The sequence below is a fragment of the Clostridium sp. genome (genome assembly GCF_050717545.1).
Classification (GTDB): Bacteria; Bacillota; Clostridia; order Clostridiales; family Clostridiaceae; genus Clostridium_AD.
On the sequence record NZ_JBOITN010000029.1, the window covers coordinates 94916 to 121347 of the forward strand.

The window sequence follows — 26432 nt, forward strand, 5'->3', positions numbered from 1 at the left end:
AATTGAGTAAAGAGTTATTAATTTATCTTTCGCTTAATATAATATAAAAATATCATATTATTTAATAAGTTAAGTAATTATATATTTTTTTAAAATAACAAGATCTACAGCAATTGGCATTTTAAAAGTGGGAAATTTCATTAAATTATATAAAATAAAGTAATTAAGAAAAAAATTAGGGGGGGTTATTAAATGTACAAAAAGAAAATGTTATTATTAATATGTACTGTTATGATTGTAGGAATATTTGCAGGATGCGGAGCTAAAGAAGCAGATACTACTGGAAATATTAAAATTGGAGTTGTATTACCACTTACTGGTTCGGTTTCATCTTTTGGTAAATCAGGTCAAAATGGTATAAAATTATTAGAAGATCAAGTAAACAAAGCAAGCGGAATTAATGGAAGAAAAGTTGAATTTATTTTCGAAGATGATGAAGGTAAACCAGATGTTGCAACAACGGTTGGTACAAAACTTATAAGTAATGACAAGGTTGTTGCTATAGTTGGTCCATTAACAAGTGGGTCTGCTATAGCACTAGGACCAATAGCTACTCAAAATCAAATACCAATGATAACAGGTACAGGAACAAACCCAGATGTTACTACAAAGGGTGGAGAATATGTTTATAGAGCTTGCTTTATAGATCCTTTCCAAGGAACTGTTGTAGCTAAATTTGCATCTGAAGATTTAAAAGCAAAAACTGCTGCGATTTTATATGATAATGGTAATGATTATTCTAAAGGCTTAGCAGAGTTCTTTGAAAAGGCATTTGTAGCTGCAGGTGGAAAAATAGTTGCAAAAGAGACTTATGCTACAAACGATAAGGATTTTAAAGCACAGCTTACAAAAATAAAACCAACAAACCCAGATGTAATATTACTTCCTGATTATTATTCAACAGTTGGTAATATAGCAAAACAAGCAAGAGCTATTGATATAAAAGTTCCATTACTAGGTGGAGATGGTTGGGATTCAGCTGATTTATTTAAGGTTGGTGGAGATGCAGTTGAGGGATGTTATTTATCTGACCATTACTCAGCAGAGGATACAGCATCACTTGCGGTAGCTTTTAGAGAAGAATACAAAGCAAAATATAGCTTAGATGCAGACGCTATGGCAGTTCTAAATTATGATGCTGCAAAAATAATGGTTGAAGCTATAAAAACTTCTGGAAAAACAGATGGACCAAGTATTATAGCGGCACTTGCAAAAACTAACATTGAAGTAGTTTCTGGTAAGGTAACTTTCGATGCGAATAGAGATGCAATTAAAGGAGCCGTAATACTAAAAGTCGAAAACAGTAAATTTAATTTTGTAAAGAAACTTATTCCTTAATATAAGAAGATGCAGGCATACTTCACTAGGGTTAAAAGATGAAGTGTGCCTGCATATATATTTATAATACTATGAAATGGAGGAAGGCAAATGGAATTTTTACAACAAGGGATTAACGGCATATCACTTGGTTTTGTTTATGCATTAATTGCAATAGGTTACACAATGGTTTATGGAATTATTGGCCTTATAAATTTTGCTCATGGCGAAATTTTCATGGTTGGAGCATATTTTGGATTTTTCGCAGCAACAAGTCTACATTTAACTTTCGTCCCTACCCTATTAGTTGCTATGGTCGGAGCATCGCTTGCAGGTGTAATTGTTGAAAAGGTAGCGTACAAGCCGTTAAGAAATTCACCGAAATTATCTATTTTAATAACTGCAATTGCAATGTCTGTAATGCTTCAAAATGTAGTTAGGTTAAAGATGACTTCTGATCCGCAAACATATCCAGATACACTTTTGCCACAAAAGGTACTTCATTTTGCTGGTTTAAGTATTGATAATCGTCAAATTATTATTATAGCAATATCTATTTTACTTGTAATAATACTACAATATATAGTTTTTAAAACCAAAACAGGTAAAGCAATGAGAGCAGCTTCTTTTGATAAGGATGCGGCGGCTCTTATGGGCATTAACGTAAATTATATTATTTCTGTAACATTTGCAATTGGATCTGCCCTTGCAGGAGCAGCGGGAGTTCTATTTGGAATTTTATATTCCAGTATTGATCCTTATATGGGAATAATGCCAGGACTCAAAGCCTTTGTAGCAGCAGTACTAGGTGGAATTGGCATAATTCCAGGTGCTCTATGGGGAGGATTAATCCTGGGAGTAGTTGAGACCTTTAGTAAGGTTTATATATCATCTAGTTACTCAGATGCAATCGCATTTTCGATTCTTATTATTATTTTGATTGTAAAACCTTCTGGTCTACTTGGTAAGAAAACCAGAGAGAAAGTGTAGGTGATGAAACGTGAAAAAAGAGTTTAGAAATACTATTATATTACTTGTTAGTTCGATTATATTATTTGTTATTTTAACTATTTTAATGGAGATTGAAATACTCAATATGTATTATTCAAGAATAGTAATTTTAATTTGTATCAATGTTATTCTTGCTGTAAGTTTAAACCTAATTATTGGAGTTACAGGCCAACTTACGCTAGGACATGCAGGTTTTATGTCCATAGGAGCTTATGCTGCTGCAATGTTTACAATGGAAATAAATGCACCGTTTTTTATTGCCCTACTTATGGGCGGAATAATTGCCGGTGGAATTGGATTTTTAATTGGGCTTCCTACTTTGAGGCTCAAGGGTGATTATCTTGCAATTACAACATTAGGATTTGGAGAGATAATTAGAGTAGTTATTACTAATATAGATGCACTTGGAGGTGGACGTGGACTCTCTGGAATACCTCCTAAAACGAATTTTGCATGGGTATTTTTTATAATGGTATTTACAATTTTAATAATCTATAACATAGGGCGTTCATCTCAAGGAAGAGCTATGATGTCGGTTCGTGAAGATGAAATAGCAGCAGAAGCTATGGGAATTAATACTACAAAATATAAAATTATGGCTTTTGTTACTGGCTCTTTTTTTGCAGGCATTGCAGGTGGACTATTTTCTCATTACCTAATGTATATTAAACCAGAACAGTTTAATTTCTTGAAATCAGTAGAGCTTGTAACCTATGTAGTTATGGGTGGTATGGGAAGCCTTACTGGTAGCGTTATTTCAACAGGGATACTTACAATTCTTCCAGAAGCTTTAAGATTCTTAAACGATTATAGGATGATTATATATCCACTAGCGCTTATCGTTATTATGAGATTTAGGCCCCAAGGTTTAATGGGGACAAAGGAAATATCTATGAAGGTGTTCAATAGATATTCAAAAGGGAGTGATAAATAATGTCACTACTAAAAGTAGATAAACTTACAATAAAGTTTGGTGGACTTACAGCTGTTTCTGATTTTTCACTTAACATGAGTGATCATGATCTTGTAGGTTTAATTGGACCTAATGGAGCTGGAAAGACTACAATATTTAATATGTTAACAGGAGTTTATTCCCCTACATCCGGGAATATAGAATTCAATGGAGAATTTATACAAGGAATAAAACCATATGAGATTACTAAAAAAAGGATTGCTAGGACTTTTCAGAATATAAGGTTATTTAAGAATTTGACAGTCTTAGATAATGTCAAAATATCTTTTAATTATAATGTAAAATATAGTTTATTTCATGCCATATTTAGACTTCCAAAGTTTAATAAAGAGGAAGTCGAAATTGAAGCCAGAGCACTTAAGATCCTCAAAGTGTTTAATCTTGATTGTAAAAGGGACGAACTTGCATGTAATTTGCCTTATGGAGAGCAACGAAGACTTGAAATTGCAAGGGCACTAGCTGCAGAACCTAAGTTATTACTGCTAGATGAACCTGCAGCGGGTATGAATCCACAAGAGACTCATGAATTAATGGAGCTTATAAACTGGGTAAGAGATGAATTTAAAATAGCTATATTACTAATTGAACACGATATGAAACTAGTTATGGGAGTTTGCGAGCGAATAGTAGTAGTAGATTATGGTAAGGTAATTGCAGAGGGAACTCCAGATGAAATAAAGAATAACCCTAAGGTAATTGAGGCGTACCTTGGAGAGGAGGTAGCAGATGCTTAAAATAGAAGGGTTAAATGTAAATTATGGTGCAATACACGCATTGCATGATATTAGTATAAACGTAAAAGCTGGAGAAATAGTTACACTTATAGGTGCTAATGGAGCTGGTAAAACTTCCATCTTAAGAGCTATTTCTGGTCTTATTCCAATAAAATCAGGAAGTGTATTGTTTGAGGATAAGCCGATTCACAGCACTCCTGCATATAAACTTTCAAAGCTTGGGATTGCGCATGTGCCTGAAGGAAGAAGAATATTTGCAAACATGTCAGTTATGGAAAATCTTGAACTAGGAGCTTATATTAGAAATGATAAGCAGAATATAGCAAAGGATTATGAAATGGTATTTGACAAATTCCCAAGGCTCAAAGAAAGATTAAAACAGATGGCGGGTACATTAAGTGGTGGAGAACAGCAAATGCTCGCAATGGGAAGAGCACTTATGGTAAGACCGAGAATTTTATTGTTAGATGAGCCATCTATGGGACTTGCACCACTTGTGGTAAGAGATATATTTTCTATAATAAAAGAAATTAATAAGTCAGGAACTACGATTTTACTTGTAGAACAAAATGCTCATATGGCACTTTCAATTGCTAATAAAGCATATGTTCTAGAAACTGGAAAAATAATTTTAGAAGGTACTGCTAAGGAGTTATTATCTAATGATTCTGTAAGAAATGCATATCTTGGTGATTAAGAATTTACTGGTTAAGATTTATGGTATTACACATTTACTCACTCCTATATTCGGGTGAGTTATTTGTGCGGATTTAAAGATTTTTGTTTATTAATAACATAAGACATAGTCAGTAACTAGAATATAATTGTATATAGTATTTAAACAGGCTATAATATAGTAGATGTGCGACATATTGTTTATTTTATATAGTTACATAAATTTTGGAGGGAACCTATGATTTGCAACAGCTGTAATAATGAATTTATTAATATTAACGGATTAAAATTTTGTCCATATTGTGGAGAGAAAATAGAAGGAAAAATAAATTTAGAGGATGAACAAAATGCTAATAAAAAAGCTCAATTTACGCAAGATATGCCAGTGATAACGAAAAAAGATATAAATAAGTACAAAAGAGATAAGTTTTTAGAAAGTTTTAAAAAGACATTTATAAAAATGAAGGTAATTATACCTCTAATAGTATTGCTTGGAGTTATAGGAGGGGGAATGCTTTTATATACTGTTCTTATAGTTAAACCAGTTTCTGATGTTCGAATTAAAGAAGATTTGCTTGGCAAAGTAGTGACACTTCCTAAAGGGACAAGCATAAAAATAGACAAGGATAACATAAAAAAATTCACCGTACAAAGTAGGAGTACAGATAAGACCAAGGACAGTATAAAATTAGAAGTAACGCTAGAGAATGGAGTCGTAGAGGCAAAAACTATAATGTCTGTAGTATATTTATATGAAGGCAAAAATCAATGGAAATCAAGTGGTAAGCTTGTGCTTGATAGACTTATGACCTTAAAACCAGTGGTAGGGATGGATGAAAAAAAGTTTTTAATTGAATTAAAGAAGTTAAGTATATCAATTTCGGATACACCTATGGTATTAGGTGGTGCAGACATTAAAAATATTGATATATCAGAAAAAACGCCAAATCTAGAAAGTGGAAAAGAAGAAATTTTGATTGACACGACTGTAGATAGTGGACTTTTATCTTCTACAGGAAAGATTAAGTGTAATCTTGTTTTTGAGAATGAAGCCTGGAGAATTGATACTATTGAAAGAAATGGGACGGATGATTTCGTACTAGGAATATCACCAACTTTTTCTGACGAAAAGGTTATTGAAATTATAAAAGACCAAGGATTTTCAAAAACGGTGTCTTATGCAAGATTTTTTGATGGAAAAGGTTTTTTAGTAAATTATAAATTCACTAAAAGTATTAAAATAACTGGCAAAAAATTTGATGCACAAAATGGTACATTAAACGTTACATCTAGTAGGCAAAATGCAGCAGGAGAGATTAACTCAGTGCTTTTAAATGATTATACCTTTTCTATATCACTTAAAAAGTTGTCATTTTTAAGTGAATCAAAAACTACAGTTAATAGTGGTGATATAAACGATGTAACTGCAGAGAAAGTTATATCTACAATAGAAGATGCTGAAGTTCAAGGGAGTAATTTACTGTTTTGGTGGTCTAATAGCCATAAGATAACAACAAAGGAAGCAAAGACATTTAAAGTGGATAAAATGTTATCCAAAGAAGGCTCTGAAAACATTAAATATGTTTATGGTAATATTACATATAAAGATGATAAAAACACCGAAAATACAAAAGCGTATTTTGTAGCATTATATTTTCTTGTTTATGATGAAGGTAACGGGTATAATTGGAAACTAGATAAGGTATATGGTGAAGATTCACCTAATTATGATATTTATAGCAAAGAAGCTAATATTCAATAAAAGGACTTGCAGGTATTATTGTAATAAGGCTACGATGATTTAGTAGTAAGTTACACATTGGATAAACGTGAGTGCTGTATAGGCATCAAAGGGTAAAGATAATTCGGATAGAGGCTTTTATGTATGGAGCGATTAGGTAGATGTAGGACTGTCTAATGAACTCTAATGGAACTTTGGTGGCCAATCATGGACATATGAATAGCATATAAATAAAATTGGAGGCTAAAATATGGAAGGTAATAGAGGGAATGTCTCTAAGAAGGTATTCTGCATTGGGGAACTTCTTATAGATTTTGTATGCAAGGATTTAGGAACAAGCTTAGCTGTAGGCGCTAATTTTGAAAAGAAGGCTGGGGGAGCTCCAGCTAACGTTGCTGCATCAATTGCAAAGCTTGGAGGTCATGCATACTTTTTAGGTAAAGTGGGAAATGATTCTTTTGGTGTTTTTTTAGAAGATACACTTAAAGAAGTAAATGTGGATACGTCAATGCTTATAAAAGGTGGAAATACCACATTAGCTTTTGTTTCCATAGATTCAAATGGTGAGAGAGACTTTAAGTTTTTTAGAGGAGCAGATGCTGATTATTCTTTTGATGATATAGATTTTATAAAGATAAAAAAAGATGATATTGTGCATTTTGGTTCTGCCACAGGATTTTTAAAGGGTAAATTAAGAAAAACATATTTTGAGTTATTAGATTATGCAGTGGAGAATAAAATGTTTATTTCCTTTGATCCTAATTACAGAGATGCATTAATAAGCGATACTAAGTCATTTGCAAGGGATTCTATTAAATTTATAGAAAAATCAGATTTTGTAAAACTTAGTGATGAAGAGGCAGTCATTATAACAGGAAAAGAAAATCTAGAAGAATCTTTAGATGAAATATTAAATATGGGTGCTAAAACTGTATGCATAACATTAGGAGCAAAAGGTACATTACTTGCAACAAAAGAGGAAAAAATAATAATACCTTCAATGAAAATTAAACAGGTAGATTCCACAGGTGCTGGAGATGCATTTGTTGGTGCTATGTTATGCCAAATAGCTAAAAATCAGAGGGATTTGAATTTTAATACTCTTTCTAATTACGTTGAATTTGCAAATAAGGTTGGAGCAATTACATGTTTGAATTTTGGAGCTATATGCTCAATGCCATTAATAGAAGATATAAAAGAAAGGGAATGAAAATATTCATTCCCTTATTTTTTGAACAATTTTAGGTAGTCTTCGTATCCCTCATTCTCAAGTTTATCAACGGGTATAAATTTTAATGCAGCGCTATTTATGCAATACCTAAGTCCTCCCTCAGCTCTGGGACCATCACTGAATAAATGTCCCAAATGACTATCGCCATACTTACTTCTAACTTCAGTTCTAAGCATTCCATGAGTTAAGTCTTTATTTTCTTTCACATTCTCATCTTCCACAGGTTTCGTAAAGCTAGGCCAGCCACAACCTGAGTCAAATTTATTAATTGATGTAAACAAAGGCTCTCCGCTATTAATATCTACATAAAGTCCCTCTGCTTTATTATCCCAGAACTCATTCTCAAACGATCTTTCAGTTCCATTTTCCTGAGTTGTTTCAAACTGAACCTTCGTGAGTACCTTTTTTAGATCCTCTTTACTTCTTTTAGTATAAAAATTTTTTTTCACAATAATACCTCCTTATAAAGAAATTTATTCTATTTGTAGTTTAAGGCTACACTTTATTATTTCAATTTATAAGTATTATATACTAAAAATATCGTAAATAATAGGACAAATATGCTAATAAAATTGCTGCCGGGTATATGGCAATTACGCTGACAAATTTATAATACTTGAATTATTCTTATCGCCACACTGCGTATAAATGAAATGTTTCTTGCAAATTGGTTTGTAAATATTATAAAGTAAAAGGTGAGTGTGCAAAAGAAGATACTTTTAGTGATTTTGTAATAAATGGTGTTTAGTTATTAAGCATATGTCATAATTTATTTTTAAAAATTTTATTTATATAATGAATACAATTACATAACGTGGCTAACACAGACGTTTAGTAAGAAATTAGTTTTAATAATAAAAAACACGAAAATTTAAACAATTGCAGTATTGACAAAACAACATTTATAATCTATTATAATATAAATAGTATAAGTAAAATCGTTAAGGAGTTTATAAATCTTTAACGCTATTATTTAAAAGAAATTATATTATACAAAGGTGTATATCTATTTAATAATAATGTAGAATATATACCATATTATTAGGGGGGATTTTAATGTATTCATCAGTAGATACCATATGGGTTCTATTAGCAACAGCATTAGTATTTTTTATGCAAGCAGGATTTGCAATGGTAGAGACGGGATTTACAAGGGCAAAAAACGCAGGTAACATTATAATGAAAAACTTAATGGATTTTGCGTTGGGAACTATTGGGTATTGGGTTATAGGATTCGGACTTATGTTCGGAGCTAGTAAGTATGGAATTGTTGGCACGCTAGACTTATTTGTACGAGGTGATTATTCATCAACTATTCCAACCTATGCATTTTTAATTTTTCAAACAGTATTTTGCGCAACAGCTGCTACTATAGTATCTGGAGCAATGGCGGAAAGAACTAAGTTCATATCTTATCTTATATATTCTGCTGTAATTAGTGCAGTTATATATCCTATTTCGGGTCATTGGATATGGGGTGGTGGATGGCTCGCTCAATTAGGTTTCCATGACTTTGCAGGATCTACAGCAGTTCACATGGTCGGTGGAGTAGCTGCTCTTGTAGGAGCAAAAATTCTTGGAGCTCGTATTGGGAAATATGATAAAAATGGAAATCCTAAGGCTATTCCAGGACATAGTATAACGCTTGGAGCACTAGGAGTATTTATTCTTTGGTTCGCTTGGTTCGGATTTAACGGAGGTTCAACATTATCTGCTACTGGTGATGATGCTATATTAGCAATGAGTAACATATTTGTTACTACAAATATAGCGGCAGCAACAGCTACTATTGCTGTTATGATTATAACTTGGCTACGTTACAAGAAACCAGATGTTTCAATGACACTTAATGGATCACTTGCTGGACTTGTTGCAATAACAGCTGGTTGTGATTTAGTTTCTCCAATTGGTGCATTCTTTATAGGACTTATTGCAGCATTTGTAGTTGTGTTTGGTATAGAATTTGTAGATAAAAAACTAAAAATTGATGATCCAGTTGGCGCTATTGGAGTTCATGGAATGTGCGGTGCTACAGGTACTATATTAGTTGGATTATTTTCATTAGATGGTGGTTTATTTTATGGACACGGTGCTCATTTATTAGGTGTTCAAATATTAGGAGTTGTGGCTGTAGCGGCTTGGGTTGTCATTACTATGACAATTTTGTTTAATATAATTAAATCTACTGTCGGTCTTAGAGTATCTAGAGAAGAAGAAATCGCAGGTCTTGATATTGAAGAACATGGTTTAGAAAGCTCTTATGCTGATTTTATGCCAATAACAGCAGATAAGGGTGTAGAAGTATCTGAAGCAATACCAGTTAGTATTGAGAAAAGTGATGAAGCTTCAGATGGTCAGGTTAGAGAAGTAGTTGTAATTATGAATAAAAATAAATTTGATTTATTTAAAGAAGCTATGGAAAAGATAGGAGTTACAGGTATGACTGTTATAAATGCTCAGGGATGTGGAATGCAAAAGGGTAATACTGAGTTTTATAGGGGTGTTGAATTAGAAATGCAATTACTTCCTAAGTTAAAGGTTGAGATAGTAATTGCCGAGGTGCCACTAGACTTAGTTATTAAAACTGTTAAAAAGGCTTTATATACTGGCAAAATAGGTGATGGTAAGATTTTTGTATATAACGTAGATAAGGTAATAAAAATTAGAACAGGTGAAGAAGGTAAAGAGGCTATAAAATAGATAGGACTATAAAATTGTAAATAACAAAAAAATAAAGGATGGCTCTTAGCCATTCTTTATTTTTTTTCTTATTTATATAAAATATATCTTAAAACTATGAATAGATAATATTAATATGCTATTCCTTGTGAATACATAGCCTCTGCTACTTTAATAAACCCTGCTATATTAGCACCTGCAAGCAAATTACCTTCAAATCCGAATTCTTTTGCTGCATTACTAGAATTTATATAAATTTCTGACATTATAGCCTTTAATTTATCATCAACCTCTTCAAATGTCCATGAGTATCTCATACTGTTTTGTGACATTTCTAGAGCTGAGGTAGCTACGCCACCTGCATTAACTGCTTTAGCAGGTCCAAAAAGCACTTTGCTTTTTAAGAAAACCTGAATTGCTTCTGGAGTGGAAGGCATATTAGCACCTTCTCCAACTGCTATACATCCGTTTGATACAAGAGCTTTTGCAGAAGCTTCATCTAGTTCGTTTTGAGTAGCACAAGGAAGTGCTATATCACACTTTATTGTCCAAATTCCTGTGCAACCTTCATGATATACTGCTGTAGGGTGGTATGTAACATACTCGCTAATTCTTTTTCTTTCTACTTCCTTTAGTTTTTTTATTGTATCTAAATTAATTCCATTAGCATCATATATGTATCCATTAGAATCGCTTAACGCAACTACATTTGCTCCAAGCTGGATAGCTTTTTCTGCTCCGTATATTGCAACGTTTCCTGAACCTGAAATTACGACAGTTTTATTTTTGAAAGAATTTCCAGTAGCTTTAAGCATTTCTTCAACGAAATAACACATGCCATATCCGGTAGCTTCTGTTCGCGCAAGACTGCCGCCATATGGAAGACCCTTTCCGGTTAATACTCCTGTAAATTCATTTCTAAGTCTTTTATATTGACCATACATATAGCCGATTTCACGGCCACCAACACCAATATCGCCAGCAGGTACATCAGTATCAGCTCCAATATGTTTTGAAAGTTCAGTCATAAAACTCTGACAGAATTTCATTATTTCTCTATCGGATTTCCCCTTAGGATCAAAATCACTTCCGCCTTTAGCGCCACCGAGTGGTAGACCTGTTAGTGAGTTTTTAAATGTTTGTTCAAAACCAAGAAATTTAATAATACTAAGGTTAACTGAAGGATGAAGTCTTAAACCACCCTTATAAGGTCCGATAGCACTATTGAATTGGACACGGAAACCTCTATTTACTTTTACTACATCATTGTCATCTACCCAGGAAACTCTAAACATGATTTGTCTTTCTGGTTCAACAAGCCTTTCGAATATTCCAGCAGCCATCCATTCGGGATGTGCTACAGCTACAGGTTCCAAAGATTCTAATATTTCTTTTACAGCTTGATGAAATTCTGGTTCATTTGGATTTTTTTTAATTACTTGTTTGGATAAATTTGATAATAAACTCATTATTATAACCTCCTGAAAATCTATAACATAACTATAACATATAATTGAATTGATAGTTATGTTATAGATACATGCAATATTATAAAAATTGCATGTATCTATTAGTATATTTTATCATTTTAACAACTTTATTACAACTTTTTAAGAAAAATAAAAGTTGCTTATATCTAGCAAGCAGAGGAAGGTGCTAGATATAGTACAGTATGGAAATTTATTTTAATATTATCTTTATGAAATATTATGTAAAACAAGTTTCATAAATAACTACAATAATTATTTAGAAATGAATAAAAAAATAAAAATAGAAATAGTTGTTTGTGATATTTCTGTAGATTTAGTTGTGGAGACAGCTTTTTTTAATAAAAATAAAAGACTTTTCTTATATTTGTTGTTATAATTTTATTAATAAGTTCTAACTTAATACGTTATATAATGAAAGGAGATTTATAAACTATGAAATTTGTTACCAAAACAATAGCAATATATTTCCAGGGAAATAAAGTATGTATTAAGATAACAAATGCATAGCAACAAATTAAAGGGTTAGTTAAATAATATCCTGCGTAGCTGAAATGTCTTTAAATAATTAAAAGGGGTTAATTACATGCAGAATGAACAATTACTTAAAATCATTAATAACTTAGAGGAGAAACTTATAGAAGTACGACATGATTTTCATAAACATCCCGAATTGTCAAATGAGGAAATTAACACCACAAAGACTTTGCGTAAACTATTAAATGAGGCTAGTATTTGTATACTTGAGTTACCTCTCAAAACGGGATTAGTTGCTGAGGTAAAAGGATTTAAAGAAGGCCCAATTATTGCAATTAGAGGGGACATAGATGCATTACCTATTATTGAAGAAACGGATTTGGATTATAAGTCAGAAGTTTTTGGTAAAATGCATGCTTGTGGTCATGATTTTCATACAACCGTTATTTTAGGTGCAGCTTATTTATTAAAACAACAGCAATCAACATTAGTTGGAACGGTACGTTTTGTATTTCAACCATCTGAAGAGACAGGACATGGTGCAGAAGAAGTTTTAGAATCTGGAGCTCTAAAAGATGTGTCTGCAATTTTTGGACTGCACAGTGCTCCAGGCCTAGAAGTAGGTTGTCTTGGAACAAATGAGGGACCAATGTACGCAGCAGTTGACCGATTTGAAATTGAAATTGTGGGAGTTGGATCGCATGCATCATCACCGGAAAAGGGAATAGATCCAATAATTGTTGCAGCCCATATAATAACGTCATTACAAACAATTGTTAGTCGAAGTGTTAGCGCATTTGATCAAGTGGTTGTTAGTGTTACACATATACAAAGCGGCAATACATGGAATGTAATTCCTAGCTCAGCTTACATTGAAGGGACTGTGAGAACACTTAACACTGAAACAAGAGAGTTGATTCCTCAAAAAATGCGACAAATAATTAATGGCTTAGCTGACTCATTTGGTGCAACTGCAGAATTTAAATGGTTTGAGGGACCACCAGCAACAAATAATACAGCTCAGTGGACATCTATTGCAATAGATGTAGCCAAAGAGCAGGGTTTTAAAATTAAGGAATTATCACCATCCTTAGCTGGTGAAGATTTCGCCTATTACCAAGAGCAAATACCAGGGGCGTTTGTGAATATTGGTACAGGTGTTTCATATTCACTTCATCATCCGAAGTTTAAAGTAGATGATGCTGCACTATTGCCAAGTGCTAATTATTTTGCACAACTTGCCAAGAGTGCTTTAAATATTTTGACAGAAAAATAAAGTTATAATTATTTATAAATTTTGAAAGTCAGTGAGAATGAGTTAATTCATTCTCACTGACTTTTTATATTTACATAAGAATAATGTGAATATAAAAATTAATAGACAGTATAAATATCTTAAATTAGGGTCACAAAAATAAATTGGAGCATATAATAAAATATAACTAATCCGATATGAATACTAAAAAATACAATGAAAAAGGAAAGTAGTATGTTGCTAGGGTACAGAGAGGAAGCGGTGATGAGAAGCTTCTACCTAAATATGTATGAAGTGCCCTTTGGAGTATGGACCCGAAATAATAGTAGGGGACCACGGGTTCGCCCGTTAAGGCGATAAAGCATTTTGTGCTTGGATTTAAGGGATTCTATATTTAATTAGAGTGGGATCGCGGAGTTTATAAAGCTTCGTCTCTAAAAAGAGACGGGGCTTTTTGCAGTAAAAAAATAAATTAATGGAGGATGTATTATGAGCTCATTGGATTATTTCAACGAAATAGCTAAAAATTGGAATATAATAAGAAGTGAGTATTTTGAAGAAAGATTAAAGTACAAGGTATTATCTAAAGTGAGTATCAAAGACAAGGTAGTGGCAGATCTTGGATGTGGCACTGGATTTTTATCTTTAGCACTTGCATTAGATGCAAGTATTGTTTTTTCTATAGATCAATCAGTAAACATGCTAGTAGAGACCAAAAAACTAATGGAAATTAAAAAATTTAATAATGTATATCCAATAAGATCATCAATAGACAACTTGGCGTTGTTTGATGAATCAGTTGATGTTGTATTCATTAATATGGCACTTCATCATGTAAAGGATGCTAAACGTGCGATTGAAGAGATGTTTAGAATAATTAAAAAAGATGGAACTTTAATAATATCTGATGTAGAGGAGCACAACGGCGAATGGGCAAAGGAAGAAATGTTTGATGAATGGCTTGGGTTTTCAAATGACCAGATTAAAGAGTGGTTAACTGAGGCTGGGTTTAATACGGTTAGCATAGAGAATACAGATTTAAAATGCAAAGGGTACTCAAGTAAAGGAGAATTTACGCAAACTGGTATTTTTATTGCAGTAGCAAATAAAGGGGGAGTAGATTATGAAATTTAATTCATTATTAATACACGCAGGGGTGGATGGTGACAAGCTTACAGGAGCAGTTAACATCCCAATATATCAAACGTCAACTTATTGTTGATAATACGTTTATGACACCTTATTTCCAAAGGCCTATTACGCTTGGCGCTGATATTGTAATCCATAGTGGTACCAAATATTTAGGCGGACACAGTGACCTTGTAGCAGGACTTGTTGTAGTAAATGATGAAACGCTAGGAGAAAAACTTCATTTTATACAAAATTCAACCGGAGGGGTTCTTGGACCTTTCGATTCATTTCTTCTAATTAGAGGAATTAAAACACTAGGGGTTAGAATGGATAGACATAATGATAATGCTATTAGAATAGCTGAGTTTTTACAAAAGAGAGAAGAAGTTGAAAAGGTATATTATCCTGGACTTATTAATCATCCTTCACACGTTATTCATAAAGCACAAGCGACCGGATTTGGCGGAATGGTGTCCTTTGTTATAAAAAAAGAATATGATTACAAAAAGTTTTTAGGAGCATTAAATCTTATAACATTAGCGGAGAGTCTGGGAGGGGTTGAATCACTTATTTGTCATCCGGCGTCTATGACTCATGCTGCAATACCTAAAGAACTTAGAGATAAGGTAGGAATAAGCGATAATTTAGTAAGGTTATCAGTAGGTATTGAGGATGTTTACGATATACAGCAAGATTTAGTTAATGCATTTAAGGAGGTCGGTTTTAATGGTTAAAATTGAAAGTTTTTCATTAGATCATACAAAGGTGAGGGCGCCGTATGTGAGAAAGTGTGAAGTTAAGATAGGAGAAAAAGGGGATATAGTAACAAAATTCGATTTAAGGTTCATGCAACCCAATGCTGAATATATGGACATAACAGCTATCCATACTTTAGAACATTTACTTGCTGGATATATGAGAGAAGTCTTAGAGGGTATTATAGACATATCACCTATGGGCTGTAGAACTGGGTTTTACATGATTGTATGGAATGATGTTAGCGTAAATAAGGTTATTGAGACGCTAAACTATGGACTTAAGAAGGTATTAGAGTCTGATGCAATACCAGCAGCGAATGAAATTCAATGTGGTAATTATAGAGATCACTCTTTAGAAACTGCAAAAAAATATGCACAGTTAGTTTTAAGTAGAGGTGTTAGTAGTGAAATATATAAATAGTATATTAGAGAATATAGGAAACACACCACTTATTAAATTAAACAATTTGGGGATAAAAGAAGGTGTAAATATATTTGCAAAACTTGAGGGAGAAAACCCGGGTGGGAGTGTTAAAGATAGAATCGGAGTGTATTTGATAAAAGACGCAGAAGATAGGGGAATATTAAAAGAAGGATACACAATTGTCGAAGCTACAGCAGGTAATACTGGAATAGGAGTTGCCCTTGCAGCAATAAACAAAGGATATAATATAATATTTGTGGTACCTGAAAAATTCTCTGTAGAGAAAATAACATTAATGATAGCATTAGGTGCAACTATTATTAGTACTCCAAGGAAAGATGGGATGTTAGGTGCAATTGAAAAGGCAAAAGTAATATTGGATGAAATCCCTAATTCTATTTCACTTATGCAATTTGAAAATGAGGCTAATCCAAAGGCACATTATGAGACTACTGGACCGGAGATATATGATGCATTAGATGGTGAAATTGACTATTTTATTGCAGGAGCAGGAAGTGGTGGGACCTTTAGTGGGATTATGAAATATTTGAAGGGTAAAAACGATAATATAAAGGGTGTTTTAGTTGATCCTTATGGATCGACCATAGGGGGTGGTGAGGAACACTGTTATGATATTGAAGGAATAGGAAATAATTTTGTGCCTTGCACTATGAACATGGATTTAGTTGATAGTGTTATTAAGGTTTCTGATTATGAAGCTAAAAACATGGTAAAATTTATTGCTAAAAAAGAGGGATTATTTGTAGGTAGCTCATCTGGGGCTGCCCTAATAGCTGCAATAAAAATTTCGAAAATTATAAGCTGTGGTAATATTGTTGCAATATTACCTGATAGAGCAGAAAGGTATTTTAGTAAAGACATCTATAGCTAAACATGCTTGAGTTTTGGATTTTAAAAGATATAGGGGATTATAAATATATAAATTTGTGTGAAGCAAGAGGGTTATTTGCTGCATTATTTTTATAGAAAGTGTAGTTTTTTCAAGATAAAATTACAAAATAAATATTGACATGTTTTTACTAATATAATAGTATGTATGATATAATAAACAGTAGTCATAGTAAGGTGGTATCTGTAAATTATCCGTGTTGGATTGAGGATATTGAAGACATATTAGGTGATATTGAAAACGTACTAGAGTGCATTTAGTGAAATAACAGAAAATCAGTTAAAGTGTTAAATTACTTTAACTGATTTTTTAATTTATTTATATATTTATTAGATAAACAAAGGAATTTACAATATATAGTCGAATTTAATATAAGAGTAATAAAAATATTTTACTATTAATAATTATGAACAGAAAGGAATTTTTTATGAATGATAATAAAAATAATAATGAACATATAAAAATAATCGAAATTGATCCGTATCTAAAACCATTTGAGAGTGATATTGAGCTGAGGATGGAGAATTATACATCATCTAAAAATAAGATACTTAGCAGTAATCAAAGTTTTAAGTCTTTTGCAAATGGAGACTTATTTTATGGGTTTCATTTAATTGAGGATGGATGGGTTTATAGAGAATGGGCGCCCAATGCTGATGCTCTTTATTTAATAGGAGATTTTAATTATTGGAATCCTCACTCCAATCCATTACAAAAAAAAGAAAATGGAAATTGGGAGATTTTTTTAGAAGGTGTGCAAACACTAAAACATATGTCCTGCGTAAAAGTAAGGGTAGTAGCTAAAGGCGTATCAAGAGATAGAATACCTCTTTATATTAAGAGGACTGTTCAGAATCCTATTACCCATGATTTTGCAGGGCAAATTTGGCATCCGGATTTTGATTTTAAATGGCAGGATAACAACTTCCGCGCTGATTCATCTAAAACATTGTACATATATGAGGCTCATGTGGGTATGGCACAGGAAAAAGAAGGTATTGGTACTTTCAATGAATTTACAGAAAATATGATTCCGAGGATAGCAGATGCAGGGTACAATACAATCCAGCTTATGGCAGTAATGCAACATCCTTATTATGCATCTTTTGGGTATCAAGTATCTAATTTTTTTGCTGTATCATCTTGGTTTGGAACTCCAGATGATCTTAAGGCATTAATTAATGCTGCCCATATTAGAGGCATAACAGTGTTACTTGATTTAGTTCATTCTCATTCTATTAAGAATATAGCTGAGGGAATAAATGAATTTGATGGGACTGATTATCAATTTTTCAATGCAGGAATTAAAGGGAGTCACCCAGATTGGGATACAAAGCTTTTTAATTATTCAAAACCTGAGGTTCTTCATTTTCTTTTGTCGAACATTAAGTTTTGGCTAGAGGAATATCATTTTGATGGATACAGGTTTGATGGTGTGTCATCAATGCTGTATCATCATCATGGAATGGGGGTAGCATTTACAAGTTATAGCAAATACTTTAGCATGGATACGAATATAGAGGCAATTACTTACCTTCAATTTGCTAATGATCTAATAAGGGAAGTTAACCCTGGTGCAATAACAATAGCCGAGGATATGAGTGGAATGCCTGGAATGTGTTTGCCAGTAAGTTATGGTGGTATTGGTTTTGATTATCGATTATCTATGGGAGTACCAGATCTTTGGGTGAAGATTTTAAAAGAGCTACCAGATGAAAGGTGGAGCATGCGTCAGATCTGGCATGAACTAACAAGTAGGAGGCCAGAGGAAAAAAACATTGGGTACTGTGAATCTCACGATCAGGCACTTGTAGGGGATAAAACTTTAATGCTACAACTAGGTGGAAAAGAAACATATTATCATATGCTTAAAAGTGATGATAATTTTATAATAAATAGAGCGATGCAACTTCATAAACTTATTAAATTCGTTACCATAACTTTGGGTGGTGAGGGTTATTTAAACTTCATGGGGAACGAATTTGGTCACCCAGACTGGATTGATTTCCCTAGAGAGGGCAACAATTGGAGTTATAAGTATGCAAAAAGGCAATGGAGCCTCGCAGAAAATAAAGACCTTAAGTATGAATATTTATCTAATTTTGATAGAGAAATGTTGGTTTTATTAAAAAATCATAATGTTTTAATGTCATATGACTTGCAAAGCCTTTGGACTGATGAGGAGCAACAGTTACTTGCTTTTAGAAAAGGTGGGTTGGTATTTTTGTTTAATTTTAATCCATCTGTATCTTTTTCAAAATATGAACTTCCAACTAATGAAATAGGTAAATATAAAGTTGTGTTTAATAGCGATGAAGATATGTTTGGTGGTCAGAGTAGAATCTCACAAGAATATATTTATAATGCTGAAGAATTAACGCATAAGGTAGACAAAGTTGGAGTGGTAATAAACACGCCAAGTAGAACCGTTCTAGTACTAAAAAAGATATAATAATGAAAGTTAACTTAATTTAAAATAAAGTAACTAAAAAGGGGAAGGTCCATAAGATATTACGCAAAGTGCGAAAATATTTTATGGACCTTCCTATATATTATAATTTTATTATCCTCTTAATGAAGTTTCACCCATTAAGTATTTATCGATATTTTTAGTAACAGATCTACCTTCACATATTGCCCAAACTACTAGAGATTGACCTCTTTTCATATCTCCAGCAGCAAAAACACCTTTTAATTTAGTCATAGAATTGTCATCTACAATAACATTTCCTCGTTTATCATAGTCTAAACCTAAATCCGAAAGAAGTCCTTCATGTTGTGGATGTAAAAATCCCATTGCGAGTATTACTAAATCAACTTTAAGTTCAAATTCTGATCCAGGAATTTCAATCATTTGTTGTCCGCCTTTTCCGTTACTTTTCCATTCAACTTTAGATCCGTGAAGAGTATTAACACTTCCATTTTCACCAGTTAATTTTCTTGTAGTAACATTCCAATCACGGTTACAACCTTCTTCATGAGAAGTTGTAGTTTTTAATGTCCTAGGGTAAGAAGGCCATGGCATTGTGTCATCTCTATCTACGGGAGGTTTCGGCATAATTTCGTATTGATAAACGCTTTTAGCTCCTTGCCTTATAGCTGTTCCAATACAATCAGAACCCGTATCACCGCCACCAAGTACTAAAACCACTTTGTCTTTAGCATTTATTTCTTCTACTTCTATTTCTTTACCTGAAACTCGTCTGTTTTGTTGTTTTAGGTAATCCATAGCAAAATGTACACCCTTAAGTTCACGTCCTTCAACTTTTAAATCTCTAGGAATAGTACTTCCACCAGTTAAAGCCACTGCATCAAAATCAGATAAAAGACGCTGCGAGCTATAATTAACTCCTACATTTACATTAGTCTCAAACTTAACGCCTTCGCTAGCCATAAAGTTTACTCTTCGCTCAACTATACTTTTGTCCAATTTAAAATCGGGTATTCCGTATCTTAAAAGTCCACCTATCTCATCGTCACGCTCGAATACAGTTACACCATGGCCTACAGAATTAAGTTCAGCAGCTACCGCAAGACCCGCTGGACCAGATCCTACTACAGCAACCTTTTTACTGGTCCTGACTCTAGGCTCTTGTGGTTTTGTCCAACCTTCTTTAAATGCTTTTTCGATAATATTTAGTTCTATTTCTTTTATTGCAACTGGATCTCTATTAACACCTAATGTACATGAGCCTTCACAAGGTGCGGGGCATATTCTGCCAGTAAACTCTGGAAAGTTATTTGTAAGAGTTAACCTGTTATATGCTTTTTCCCATTTTTCTTTGTAGACCATGTCATTCCAATCTGGAATTAGGTTTCCCAGAGGACAACCCCAGTTGCAGAAAGGAACTCCACATTCCATGCATCTTGCGCCCTGCTGACGTAGTTTTTCTACAGGGAACTGTACAAATAATTCTTTAGAGTCTTTGATTCTATCCTTTACAAGGCGCTTTTTTGCAGTTTCTCTTTTAAATTCTCTGAAACCATCCAATTTTCTCAAATTTAACACCTCCATATCTATTCTATTTACCTTCTAATATCGCTTTGTATGCGGTTGGTATTACTTTTCTGAATTTTAATTTATATTCATCCCAATTATCGAGTATTTTTGCAGCTTTATGGCTGTTAGTTGCCTCAAAATGTTGTTTTATTATTGAGTAAAGCTCTGATGAATCACGTTCTGAGGATACTTTTTCTACTTCAATCATTTCCATATTGCATCTTGATTTTAACATTCCATCTTCATCGATAACATATGCTATACCACCACTCATGCCGGCTGCAAAGTTTCTACCAATTCTTCCGATAATAACTACAATTCCACCTGTCATATACTCACAACCGTGGTCTCCGACTCCTTCAACTACAGCCTGAGCTCCTGAATTTCTTACTGCAAAACGTTCACCTACTAGTCCATTTATGAATAACTTACCAGAAGTTGCTCCATAAAGAATTGTATTACCTGCGATGAAGTTTTCATCTTGTTTAAAGGTGCAACTTTCTGGTGTCTTTACAATTATTTTAGCACCTGACAAGCCTTTACCAACATAGTCATTTGCATCTCCAACTAATTTTAATGTTAATCCATTAGCTCCAAATGCTCCAAAACTTTGACCGGCTGCTCCAACAAAATTAATGGTTATTGTATCATCTGGAAGTCCAGTAGCACCATATTTCATAGCAATTCTTCCGCTCAGCATTGCACCAACAGAACGATTAACGTTCTCAATTTCTAAATTAGAAGTGCTTTTTTTACCTTCTTCTAGTGAAGTTTTTGCCATTTCAATTAGTTTAAAATCTAATGAAGTATCTAAACCATGATCCTGAGCAATTACGCAATAACGCTTAATTCTTTTAGGCATATCAGGTTTATAAAGAATATTAGATAAATCTAAATCTTTTGCTTTCCAATGCGCAATAGCTTTTTTCTGACTGATTTTATCTACTCTTCCCACCATTTCATTTATAGTTGTAAAACCAAGTTTAGCCATATGTTCTCTTATTTCCATTGCAATAAATGTAAAGAAATTCACAACATATTCAGGTTTTCCTTTGAAATTCTTACGAAGTTCTGGGTCTTGAGTTGCGATTCCCATATCACAAGTATTTAAGTGACAATTTCTTAGCATAGTGCAACCAAGTACTACAAGAGCTGTAGTTGCAAAACCAAATTCTTCTGCACCAAGAAGTGCTGCTATAACAACATCTCGACCTGTTTTGAGCTGACCATCAGTTTGAACTGTTACTCTGCTTCTTAAATTATTCAAAAGCAATACCTGCTGAGTTTCAGCAAGACCAAGTTCCCAAGGTAATCCTGCATGCTTTATTGAAGAAAGAGGAGAAGCACCAGTTCCGCCATCATGACCACTTATTACTATAGCATCAGAATGTGCTTTAACAACACCGGCGGCTATTGTTCCAACACCTAATTCTGAAACTAATTTTGTACTTATTCGCGCTCTAGGATTTACACTCTTTAAATCGTGAATAAGTTGAGCTAAATCTTCAATAGAATATATATCGTGATGTGGTGGTGGTGATATTAAATCAATACCAGGGGTTGAATGTCTTAGCCTTGCAATAGTTTCATTAACTTTTTTGCCTGGAAGTTGTCCGCCTTCTCCAGGTTTTGCTCCTTGTGCTATTTTTATTTGTAATTCATCCGCATTTACAAGATATTCAGTAGTAACTCCGAATCTACCGGAAGCTATTTGTTTAATTGCACTTCTTCTTAAATCACCATTTTCATCAACCTTAAATCTATCGGCGTCTTCTCCACCTTCACCAGTGTTGCTTTTCCCACCAAGTCTATTCATTGCTATAGCCATAGTTTCGTGAGCTTCCTTACTAATAGAACCATAGGACATAGCGCCAGAGCAGAATCTTTTTACAATTTCGCTAATTGGTTCAACTTTTTCTATTGGAATTTCATTTCCATAATTAAGTTCAAACAATCCTCTAATTGTACATAAGTGTTTATCTTGATCATTTATAATTTTTGAATATTCTTTATATAACTTATAATCATTTGTCCTTGCAGCAACTTGAAGTTTAAAAATTGTATCTGGGTTAAATAAATGGTATTCACCATCTTTTCTCCAAGAATACTTACCACCAACTTCAAGCTCAGATATTGGTTTTCTTAACTTGTTAAAAGCATTTTTATGTCTAATTAATACTTCTTTTGCAAGTGCATCTAAACCTATTCCACCAATTCTTGAAGGAGTACCACCAAAATGTTTTTTTAGTAGATCGGAACTTAGTCCAACTGCATCAAAAATTTGTGCTCCATGATAACTTTGTATAGTTGAAATTCCCATTTTAGATAATATTTTAAGGAGTCCTTGGGATATTGCGTGTATATAGTTTTCATGAGCTTTTTCTACAGAAATATTTGCTATATCACCCTCGTTAATAATATTATCAATGGATTTTAAAGCAAGATAGGGATTAACCCCTGTTGCGCCATAACCAATTAATAAGGCGAAATGCATGGTTTCTCTTGCTTCTCCGGTTTCTACTATAATAGAAACGGAAGTTCTTGTCTTCTCCCTAGTTAAATGTTGTTGAACAGCAGATAACGCAAGTAAACTTGGGATTGCAGCATCATAAGAATCTACAGACTTATCACTAAGAACAATGATATTGTAACCTTCTTTAATTCTTGCAGATGCACGAGCACATAACTTATCGATAGCATCTTTAAAACCTTCAATTCCAGTATCTGCTTTAAATGTTATAGGGATTGTAGTAGTTTTAAAGGCATTATCTTTTAAACTTTTAATCTTAGCTAGTTCTAAATTAGTAAGTATGGGCCTATTTATTTCTATAAATGGATTATCATTAAGATCTTGGTTTAAAACATTATTTTGAGAGCCTAGATAGTTCATTAAGGACATTACCATTTTTTCTCTAATTGAATCTATTGGGGGATTAGTAACCTGTGCAAAAAGTTGCTTAAAGTAAGCAAATAAAAGCTGAGGCTCATTTGATAATACAGCCAGTGGAGTATCATTTCCCATAGAACCAATTGGTTCTTTCCCATCTTTTGCCATAGGAGCTAAAATGATTTTTAAATCTTCTAGTGTATACCCAAAGGCTTGTTGTCTTTCTTTTAGAATATATTTATCTATTTTAATCTCGTCAATTACTGCATCAAAATCATCTAGGTAAAGTTTATTTTTTAAAATCATTTCACCATAAGGCTTATCTGTACAGATTTTCTTTTTAACCTCTTCGTCTGTAATTATTCTTCCCTCATTTGTATCAATTAAAAACATTTTTCCTGGTTGAAGTTTCCCCTTTTTTTCGATATTTTCTGGCTTAAATTGTAGTACACCCGCTTCAGACGCAAGGACAACAAATCCGTCCTTTGTTATTACATATCTTGCAGGCCTTAGTCCATTTCTATCCAGGGTTGCACCTATTCTAATACCATCAGTAAATGCTACAACAGCAGGTCCATCCCAAGGTTCGATTAATGATCCATGGTACTCATAAAAAGCTTTTTTATAATCTTCCATATAATTGTTTGACGTCCAAACTTCAGGAATTAACATCATCATGCTATGAGGAAGAGACCTTCCATCCATTTTTAAAAGTTCTAATATGTTGTCAAGCGATGCTGAGTCACTACCATTAGGGCTAATTATAGGAAATAATTTTTTTAGATTTTTTCCATATACTTTAGACTTTAGAACTCCTTCGCGAGCATTCATCCAGTTCCTATTTCCGCGGATTGTATTTATTTCACCGTTGTGAGCCAAATATCTAAAGGGTTGTGCTAAATCCCAAGTTGGAAATGTATTTGTACTATATCTTTGATGAACAAGGCAAAGAGCACTCTTAAAATTAATATCTTGTAAATCAACATAAAAGCCTTTTATCTGCTCTGCAAGTAAAAGTCCTTTGTAAACAATTGTTCTGCTAGAAAGACTGCAGATGTAGAAGTATTCTGTGTTTCTATCAACCAGCTTTACTACTTCTATTTCTGCTCTTTTCCTTATAACATAAAGTCTTCTTTCAAAATCTTCTTGAAGTTCGTCTTCAGTAAGATCAACATCTTTAAAAGTTGAACCTATAAACAGTTGTCTTATAATTGGTTCTGTTCCTTTTGCTGTATCACCAATATTTCTATTATCAGTTGGAACGGATCTCCAGCCTAATATTTTCTGACCTTCTTCTTCAGCAATTCTTTCGATTATGCCTTCACATTGAAACCTTAATGCTGGTTCTTTTGGAAGGAAAATCATTCCAACTGCATATTTTCCCGTCATTGGAAGTTCTAGACCTAAATTATCGCAACTAATCCTAAAAAATTCATCAGGAATTTGTACCAGAATACCGGCACCGTCTCCAGTTTTAGGATCTGCTCCAACTGCACCTCTATGGGTTAAGTTCACGAGAACCTTTAATCCTTTTTTTATAATGCTGTTGGTTTTTTCACCTCTTATATTCGCTATAAAGCCAACACCACAATTATCTTTTTCAAAGGCAGGATCGTACAATCCTTGCTTTTCAGGATAACCAATGCTATTATTCACAATATTACCCCCTTTTAATTATATAAATGATTATTTAAATTGTACCACGATTTTTGAAATATGCAAGTTTCATTTTCATATAATTCAAATTTACAAATTTACGCAGTATGAATAAAATGTTTTCATACTTTTGAGTAGAAAAAAAGAGACTGAAAATTAATTTCAAGTCTCTAATACTTATAAATTGTATTTTAGGCGGCGTATAGGTATTTTAAAGTAAGGACTATACTCGTGATTTATTCTTTTAATTTTCTAATAAAAAATTAAAATTTTCTTTTATAGAGTTTAATATAACAGATGCTATTAATGATTGGCCTTCTATATTTGGGTGTATCCCATCAGTACATAAAAATTTACTGTAATCAGTGTATTTTAAAAACTCTGAACGTACATCTATTAGTGTTGTGCCAGTTTCATTAGCTACCTCGGTAATCATTTTACTATATGAATTGTGCCAGGTAAAAAGTCTATCTTTTGAACCTAACCACTGCAAAATATTTTTCTCGTTACTTGGATCTTCCTTTGCTATCCACTTAAAATATTTTAAAGGATCAAGAGGAGGTAGAGTCATAAGCACGGGAAGTATGTGATTAGTTTTCAATGTATCTATCATTGTAAGTAGTGTTTCACGAAAAGTAAGAATATCAGTATTTGGTTTGTATTCCATGTTAGGATTTTTGGCAATATCTCCCCAATTATAATCACAATCATTACCACCAAATTCTACTAAAACCATATCAGGAGATTTTTTAATTACATCATTGTACATCTTGCGTGCTCCTCTTATAATGGTGCTACCAAATTTACCAGCATTATATACAGGTCCTTTTATTTTATCCTCAATAATACTTGTAAAGTTTTCTTTTAAAATTGAATACTTAGATCGTTCATCATCATAAATAATACCTCTAGTAATAGAATCGCCATATGCTACTATAGTGTAATTATCTTTTGTTTCCATAATATACCTCCACAAATAAAATTATTGGTTAATTAATTTATTGTATATTAATAATATATCATATAAATATAAACATTACAATACATAGTTATAAAAACTACGTACTATGCCGATATTTTCTAAGG

The 26432-nt window shown here is 33.0% G+C and carries 18 protein-coding genes, 1 pseudogene and 1 other annotated feature; of the genes and pseudogenes, 14 read left to right on the forward strand and 5 right to left on the reverse strand.

The window, feature by feature from the left end:
• Positions 1–192: 192 nt before the first annotated feature.
• The 7 genes from ACREVX_RS07590 to ACREVX_RS07620 all read left to right on the forward strand — a co-directional run bounded on the left by ACREVX_RS07590 (position 193) and on the right by ACREVX_RS07620 (position 7661).
• Positions 193–1338: an ABC transporter substrate-binding protein gene (locus ACREVX_RS07590; protein ID WP_431543568.1), complete on the forward strand. Its 1146-nt coding sequence runs from the start codon at positions 193–195 to the stop codon at positions 1336–1338.
• Between the two features lie 90 nt (positions 1339–1428).
• Entirely contained in the window at positions 1429–2307 is an 879-nt protein-coding gene (locus ACREVX_RS07595) for a branched-chain amino acid ABC transporter permease (RefSeq protein ID WP_431543569.1), read from the forward strand.
• Between the two features lie 10 nt (positions 2308–2317).
• The gene (locus ACREVX_RS07600; RefSeq protein WP_431543570.1) at positions 2318–3262 is read left to right on the forward strand and encodes a branched-chain amino acid ABC transporter permease; all 945 of its coding nucleotides are present in this window, start codon (positions 2318–2320) and stop codon (positions 3260–3262) included.
• Entirely contained in the window at positions 3262–4035 is a 774-nt protein-coding gene (locus tag ACREVX_RS07605; protein ID WP_431543571.1) for an ABC transporter ATP-binding protein, read from the forward strand. The genes ACREVX_RS07600 and ACREVX_RS07605 overlap by 1 nt, the downstream gene beginning before the upstream one ends.
• Positions 4028–4732 carry an ABC transporter ATP-binding protein gene (locus ACREVX_RS07610; protein WP_431543572.1) on the forward strand — a complete coding sequence of 235 codons (705 nt, stop codon included), beginning with the start codon at positions 4028–4030 and terminating at the stop codon, positions 4730–4732. The genes ACREVX_RS07605 and ACREVX_RS07610 overlap by 8 nt, the downstream gene beginning before the upstream one ends.
• Positions 4733–4948: 216 nt before the next feature.
• Positions 4949–6472 (forward strand): hypothetical protein, encoded by a 1524-nt coding sequence (locus tag ACREVX_RS07615; protein ID WP_431543573.1) that lies wholly within the window; start codon positions 4949–4951, stop codon positions 6470–6472.
• A gap of 229 nt (positions 6473–6701) precedes the next feature.
• Positions 6702–7661, forward strand: coding sequence for a carbohydrate kinase family protein (locus ACREVX_RS07620; RefSeq protein ID WP_431543574.1), 960 nt, complete (start codon positions 6702–6704; stop codon positions 7659–7661).
• A 14-nt stretch (positions 7662–7675) separates the two neighbouring features.
• Here ACREVX_RS07620 and msrB read toward each other — a convergent pair whose 3' ends face one another.
• Entirely contained in the window at positions 7676–8131 is a 456-nt protein-coding gene (gene msrB, locus ACREVX_RS07625) for a peptide-methionine (R)-S-oxide reductase MsrB (RefSeq protein ID WP_431543575.1), read from the reverse strand.
• A gap of 607 nt (positions 8132–8738) precedes the next feature.
• On the opposite strand from msrB, the gene ACREVX_RS07630 reads away from it, so the two are divergent.
• Entirely contained in the window at positions 8739–10382 is a 1644-nt protein-coding gene (locus tag ACREVX_RS07630; RefSeq protein WP_431543576.1) for an ammonium transporter, read from the forward strand.
• A 110-nt stretch (positions 10383–10492) separates the two neighbouring features.
• Here ACREVX_RS07630 and gdhA read toward each other — a convergent pair whose 3' ends face one another.
• Complete coding sequence (gene gdhA / locus ACREVX_RS07635; protein WP_431543577.1) at positions 10493–11830, reverse strand: NADP-specific glutamate dehydrogenase; 1338 nt, start codon at positions 11828–11830, stop codon at positions 10493–10495.
• A 604-nt stretch (positions 11831–12434) separates the two neighbouring features.
• Between gdhA and ACREVX_RS07640 the strand changes: the two genes are divergently transcribed.
• From ACREVX_RS07640 to ACREVX_RS07665, 6 genes and pseudogenes are all read left to right on the forward strand, one after another.
• A complete protein-coding gene (locus ACREVX_RS07640; protein ID WP_431543578.1) occupies positions 12435–13601 on the forward strand; it encodes an amidohydrolase in 1167 nt (388 codons plus the stop codon).
• A 186-nt stretch (positions 13602–13787) separates the two neighbouring features.
• Positions 13788–14019 (forward strand) — a binding site (T-box leader).
• Positions 14020–14069: 50 nt separating this feature from the next.
• Positions 14070–14714 carry a class I SAM-dependent methyltransferase gene (locus ACREVX_RS07645; RefSeq protein WP_431543579.1) on the forward strand — a complete coding sequence of 215 codons (645 nt, stop codon included), beginning with the start codon at positions 14070–14072 and terminating at the stop codon, positions 14712–14714.
• Between the two features lie 80 nt (positions 14715–14794).
• Positions 14795–15445 (forward strand): annotated as a pseudogene (locus ACREVX_RS07650) (trans-sulfuration enzyme family protein); the annotation flags it as partial.
• Positions 15438–15890 (forward strand): S-ribosylhomocysteine lyase, encoded by a 453-nt coding sequence (locus tag ACREVX_RS07655; protein ID WP_431543580.1) that lies wholly within the window; start codon positions 15438–15440, stop codon positions 15888–15890. The pseudogene ACREVX_RS07650 and the gene ACREVX_RS07655, both read left to right, overlap by 8 nt.
• Positions 15874–16785: a PLP-dependent cysteine synthase family protein gene (locus ACREVX_RS07660; protein ID WP_431543581.1), complete on the forward strand. Its 912-nt coding sequence runs from the start codon at positions 15874–15876 to the stop codon at positions 16783–16785. The genes ACREVX_RS07655 and ACREVX_RS07660 overlap by 17 nt, the downstream gene beginning before the upstream one ends.
• Before the next feature lie 445 nt (positions 16786–17230).
• Positions 17231–19255 (forward strand): alpha-amylase family glycosyl hydrolase, encoded by a 2025-nt coding sequence (locus ACREVX_RS07665; RefSeq protein ID WP_431543582.1) that lies wholly within the window; start codon positions 17231–17233, stop codon positions 19253–19255.
• A gap of 111 nt (positions 19256–19366) precedes the next feature.
• Here the strand turns inward: ACREVX_RS07665 and ACREVX_RS07670 are convergent, their stop codons facing one another.
• From ACREVX_RS07670 to ACREVX_RS07680, 3 genes are all read right to left on the reverse strand, one after another.
• On the reverse strand, positions 19367–20803 hold the full coding sequence (locus ACREVX_RS07670) for a glutamate synthase subunit beta (protein WP_431543583.1): 1437 nt from the start codon (positions 20801–20803) through the stop codon (positions 19367–19369).
• A gap of 22 nt (positions 20804–20825) precedes the next feature.
• On the reverse strand, positions 20826–25346 hold the full coding sequence (gltB, locus tag ACREVX_RS07675; protein WP_431543584.1) for a glutamate synthase large subunit: 4521 nt from the start codon (positions 25344–25346) through the stop codon (positions 20826–20828).
• A 244-nt stretch (positions 25347–25590) separates the two neighbouring features.
• Entirely contained in the window at positions 25591–26307 is a 717-nt protein-coding gene (locus ACREVX_RS07680) for an SGNH/GDSL hydrolase family protein (protein ID WP_431543585.1), read from the reverse strand.
• Positions 26308–26432 lie beyond the last annotated feature (125 nt).

Bases quoted from the DNA above. Each gene is read 5' to 3' on its own strand.
- ACREVX_RS07590 (WP_431543568.1), top strand. From the start codon at position 193: ATGTACAAAAAGAAAATGTTATTATTAATATGTACTGTTATGATTGTA.
- ACREVX_RS07595 (WP_431543569.1), top strand. From the start codon at position 1,429: ATGGAATTTTTACAACAAGGGATTAACGGCATATCACTTGGTTTTGTT.
- ACREVX_RS07605 (WP_431543571.1), top strand. From the start codon at position 3,262: ATGTCACTACTAAAAGTAGATAAACTTACAATAAAGTTTGGTGGACTT.
- ACREVX_RS07610 (WP_431543572.1), top strand. From the start codon at position 4,028: ATGCTTAAAATAGAAGGGTTAAATGTAAATTATGGTGCAATACACGCA.
- ACREVX_RS07615 (WP_431543573.1), top strand. From the start codon at position 4,949: ATGATTTGCAACAGCTGTAATAATGAATTTATTAATATTAACGGATTA.
- ACREVX_RS07620 (WP_431543574.1), top strand. From the start codon at position 6,702: ATGGAAGGTAATAGAGGGAATGTCTCTAAGAAGGTATTCTGCATTGGG.
- ACREVX_RS07630 (WP_431543576.1), top strand. From the start codon at position 8,739: ATGTATTCATCAGTAGATACCATATGGGTTCTATTAGCAACAGCATTA.
- gdhA (WP_431543577.1), bottom strand. From the start codon at position 11,830: ATGAGTTTATTATCAAATTTATCCAAACAAGTAATTAAAAAAAATCCA.
- ACREVX_RS07640 (WP_431543578.1), top strand. From the start codon at position 12,435: ATGCAGAATGAACAATTACTTAAAATCATTAATAACTTAGAGGAGAAA.
- ACREVX_RS07645 (WP_431543579.1), top strand. From the start codon at position 14,070: ATGAGCTCATTGGATTATTTCAACGAAATAGCTAAAAATTGGAATATA.
- ACREVX_RS07655 (WP_431543580.1), top strand. From the start codon at position 15,438: ATGGTTAAAATTGAAAGTTTTTCATTAGATCATACAAAGGTGAGGGCG.
- ACREVX_RS07665 (WP_431543582.1), top strand. From the start codon at position 17,231: ATGAATGATAATAAAAATAATAATGAACATATAAAAATAATCGAAATT.
- ACREVX_RS07680 (WP_431543585.1), bottom strand. From the start codon at position 26,307: ATGGAAACAAAAGATAATTACACTATAGTAGCATATGGCGATTCTATT.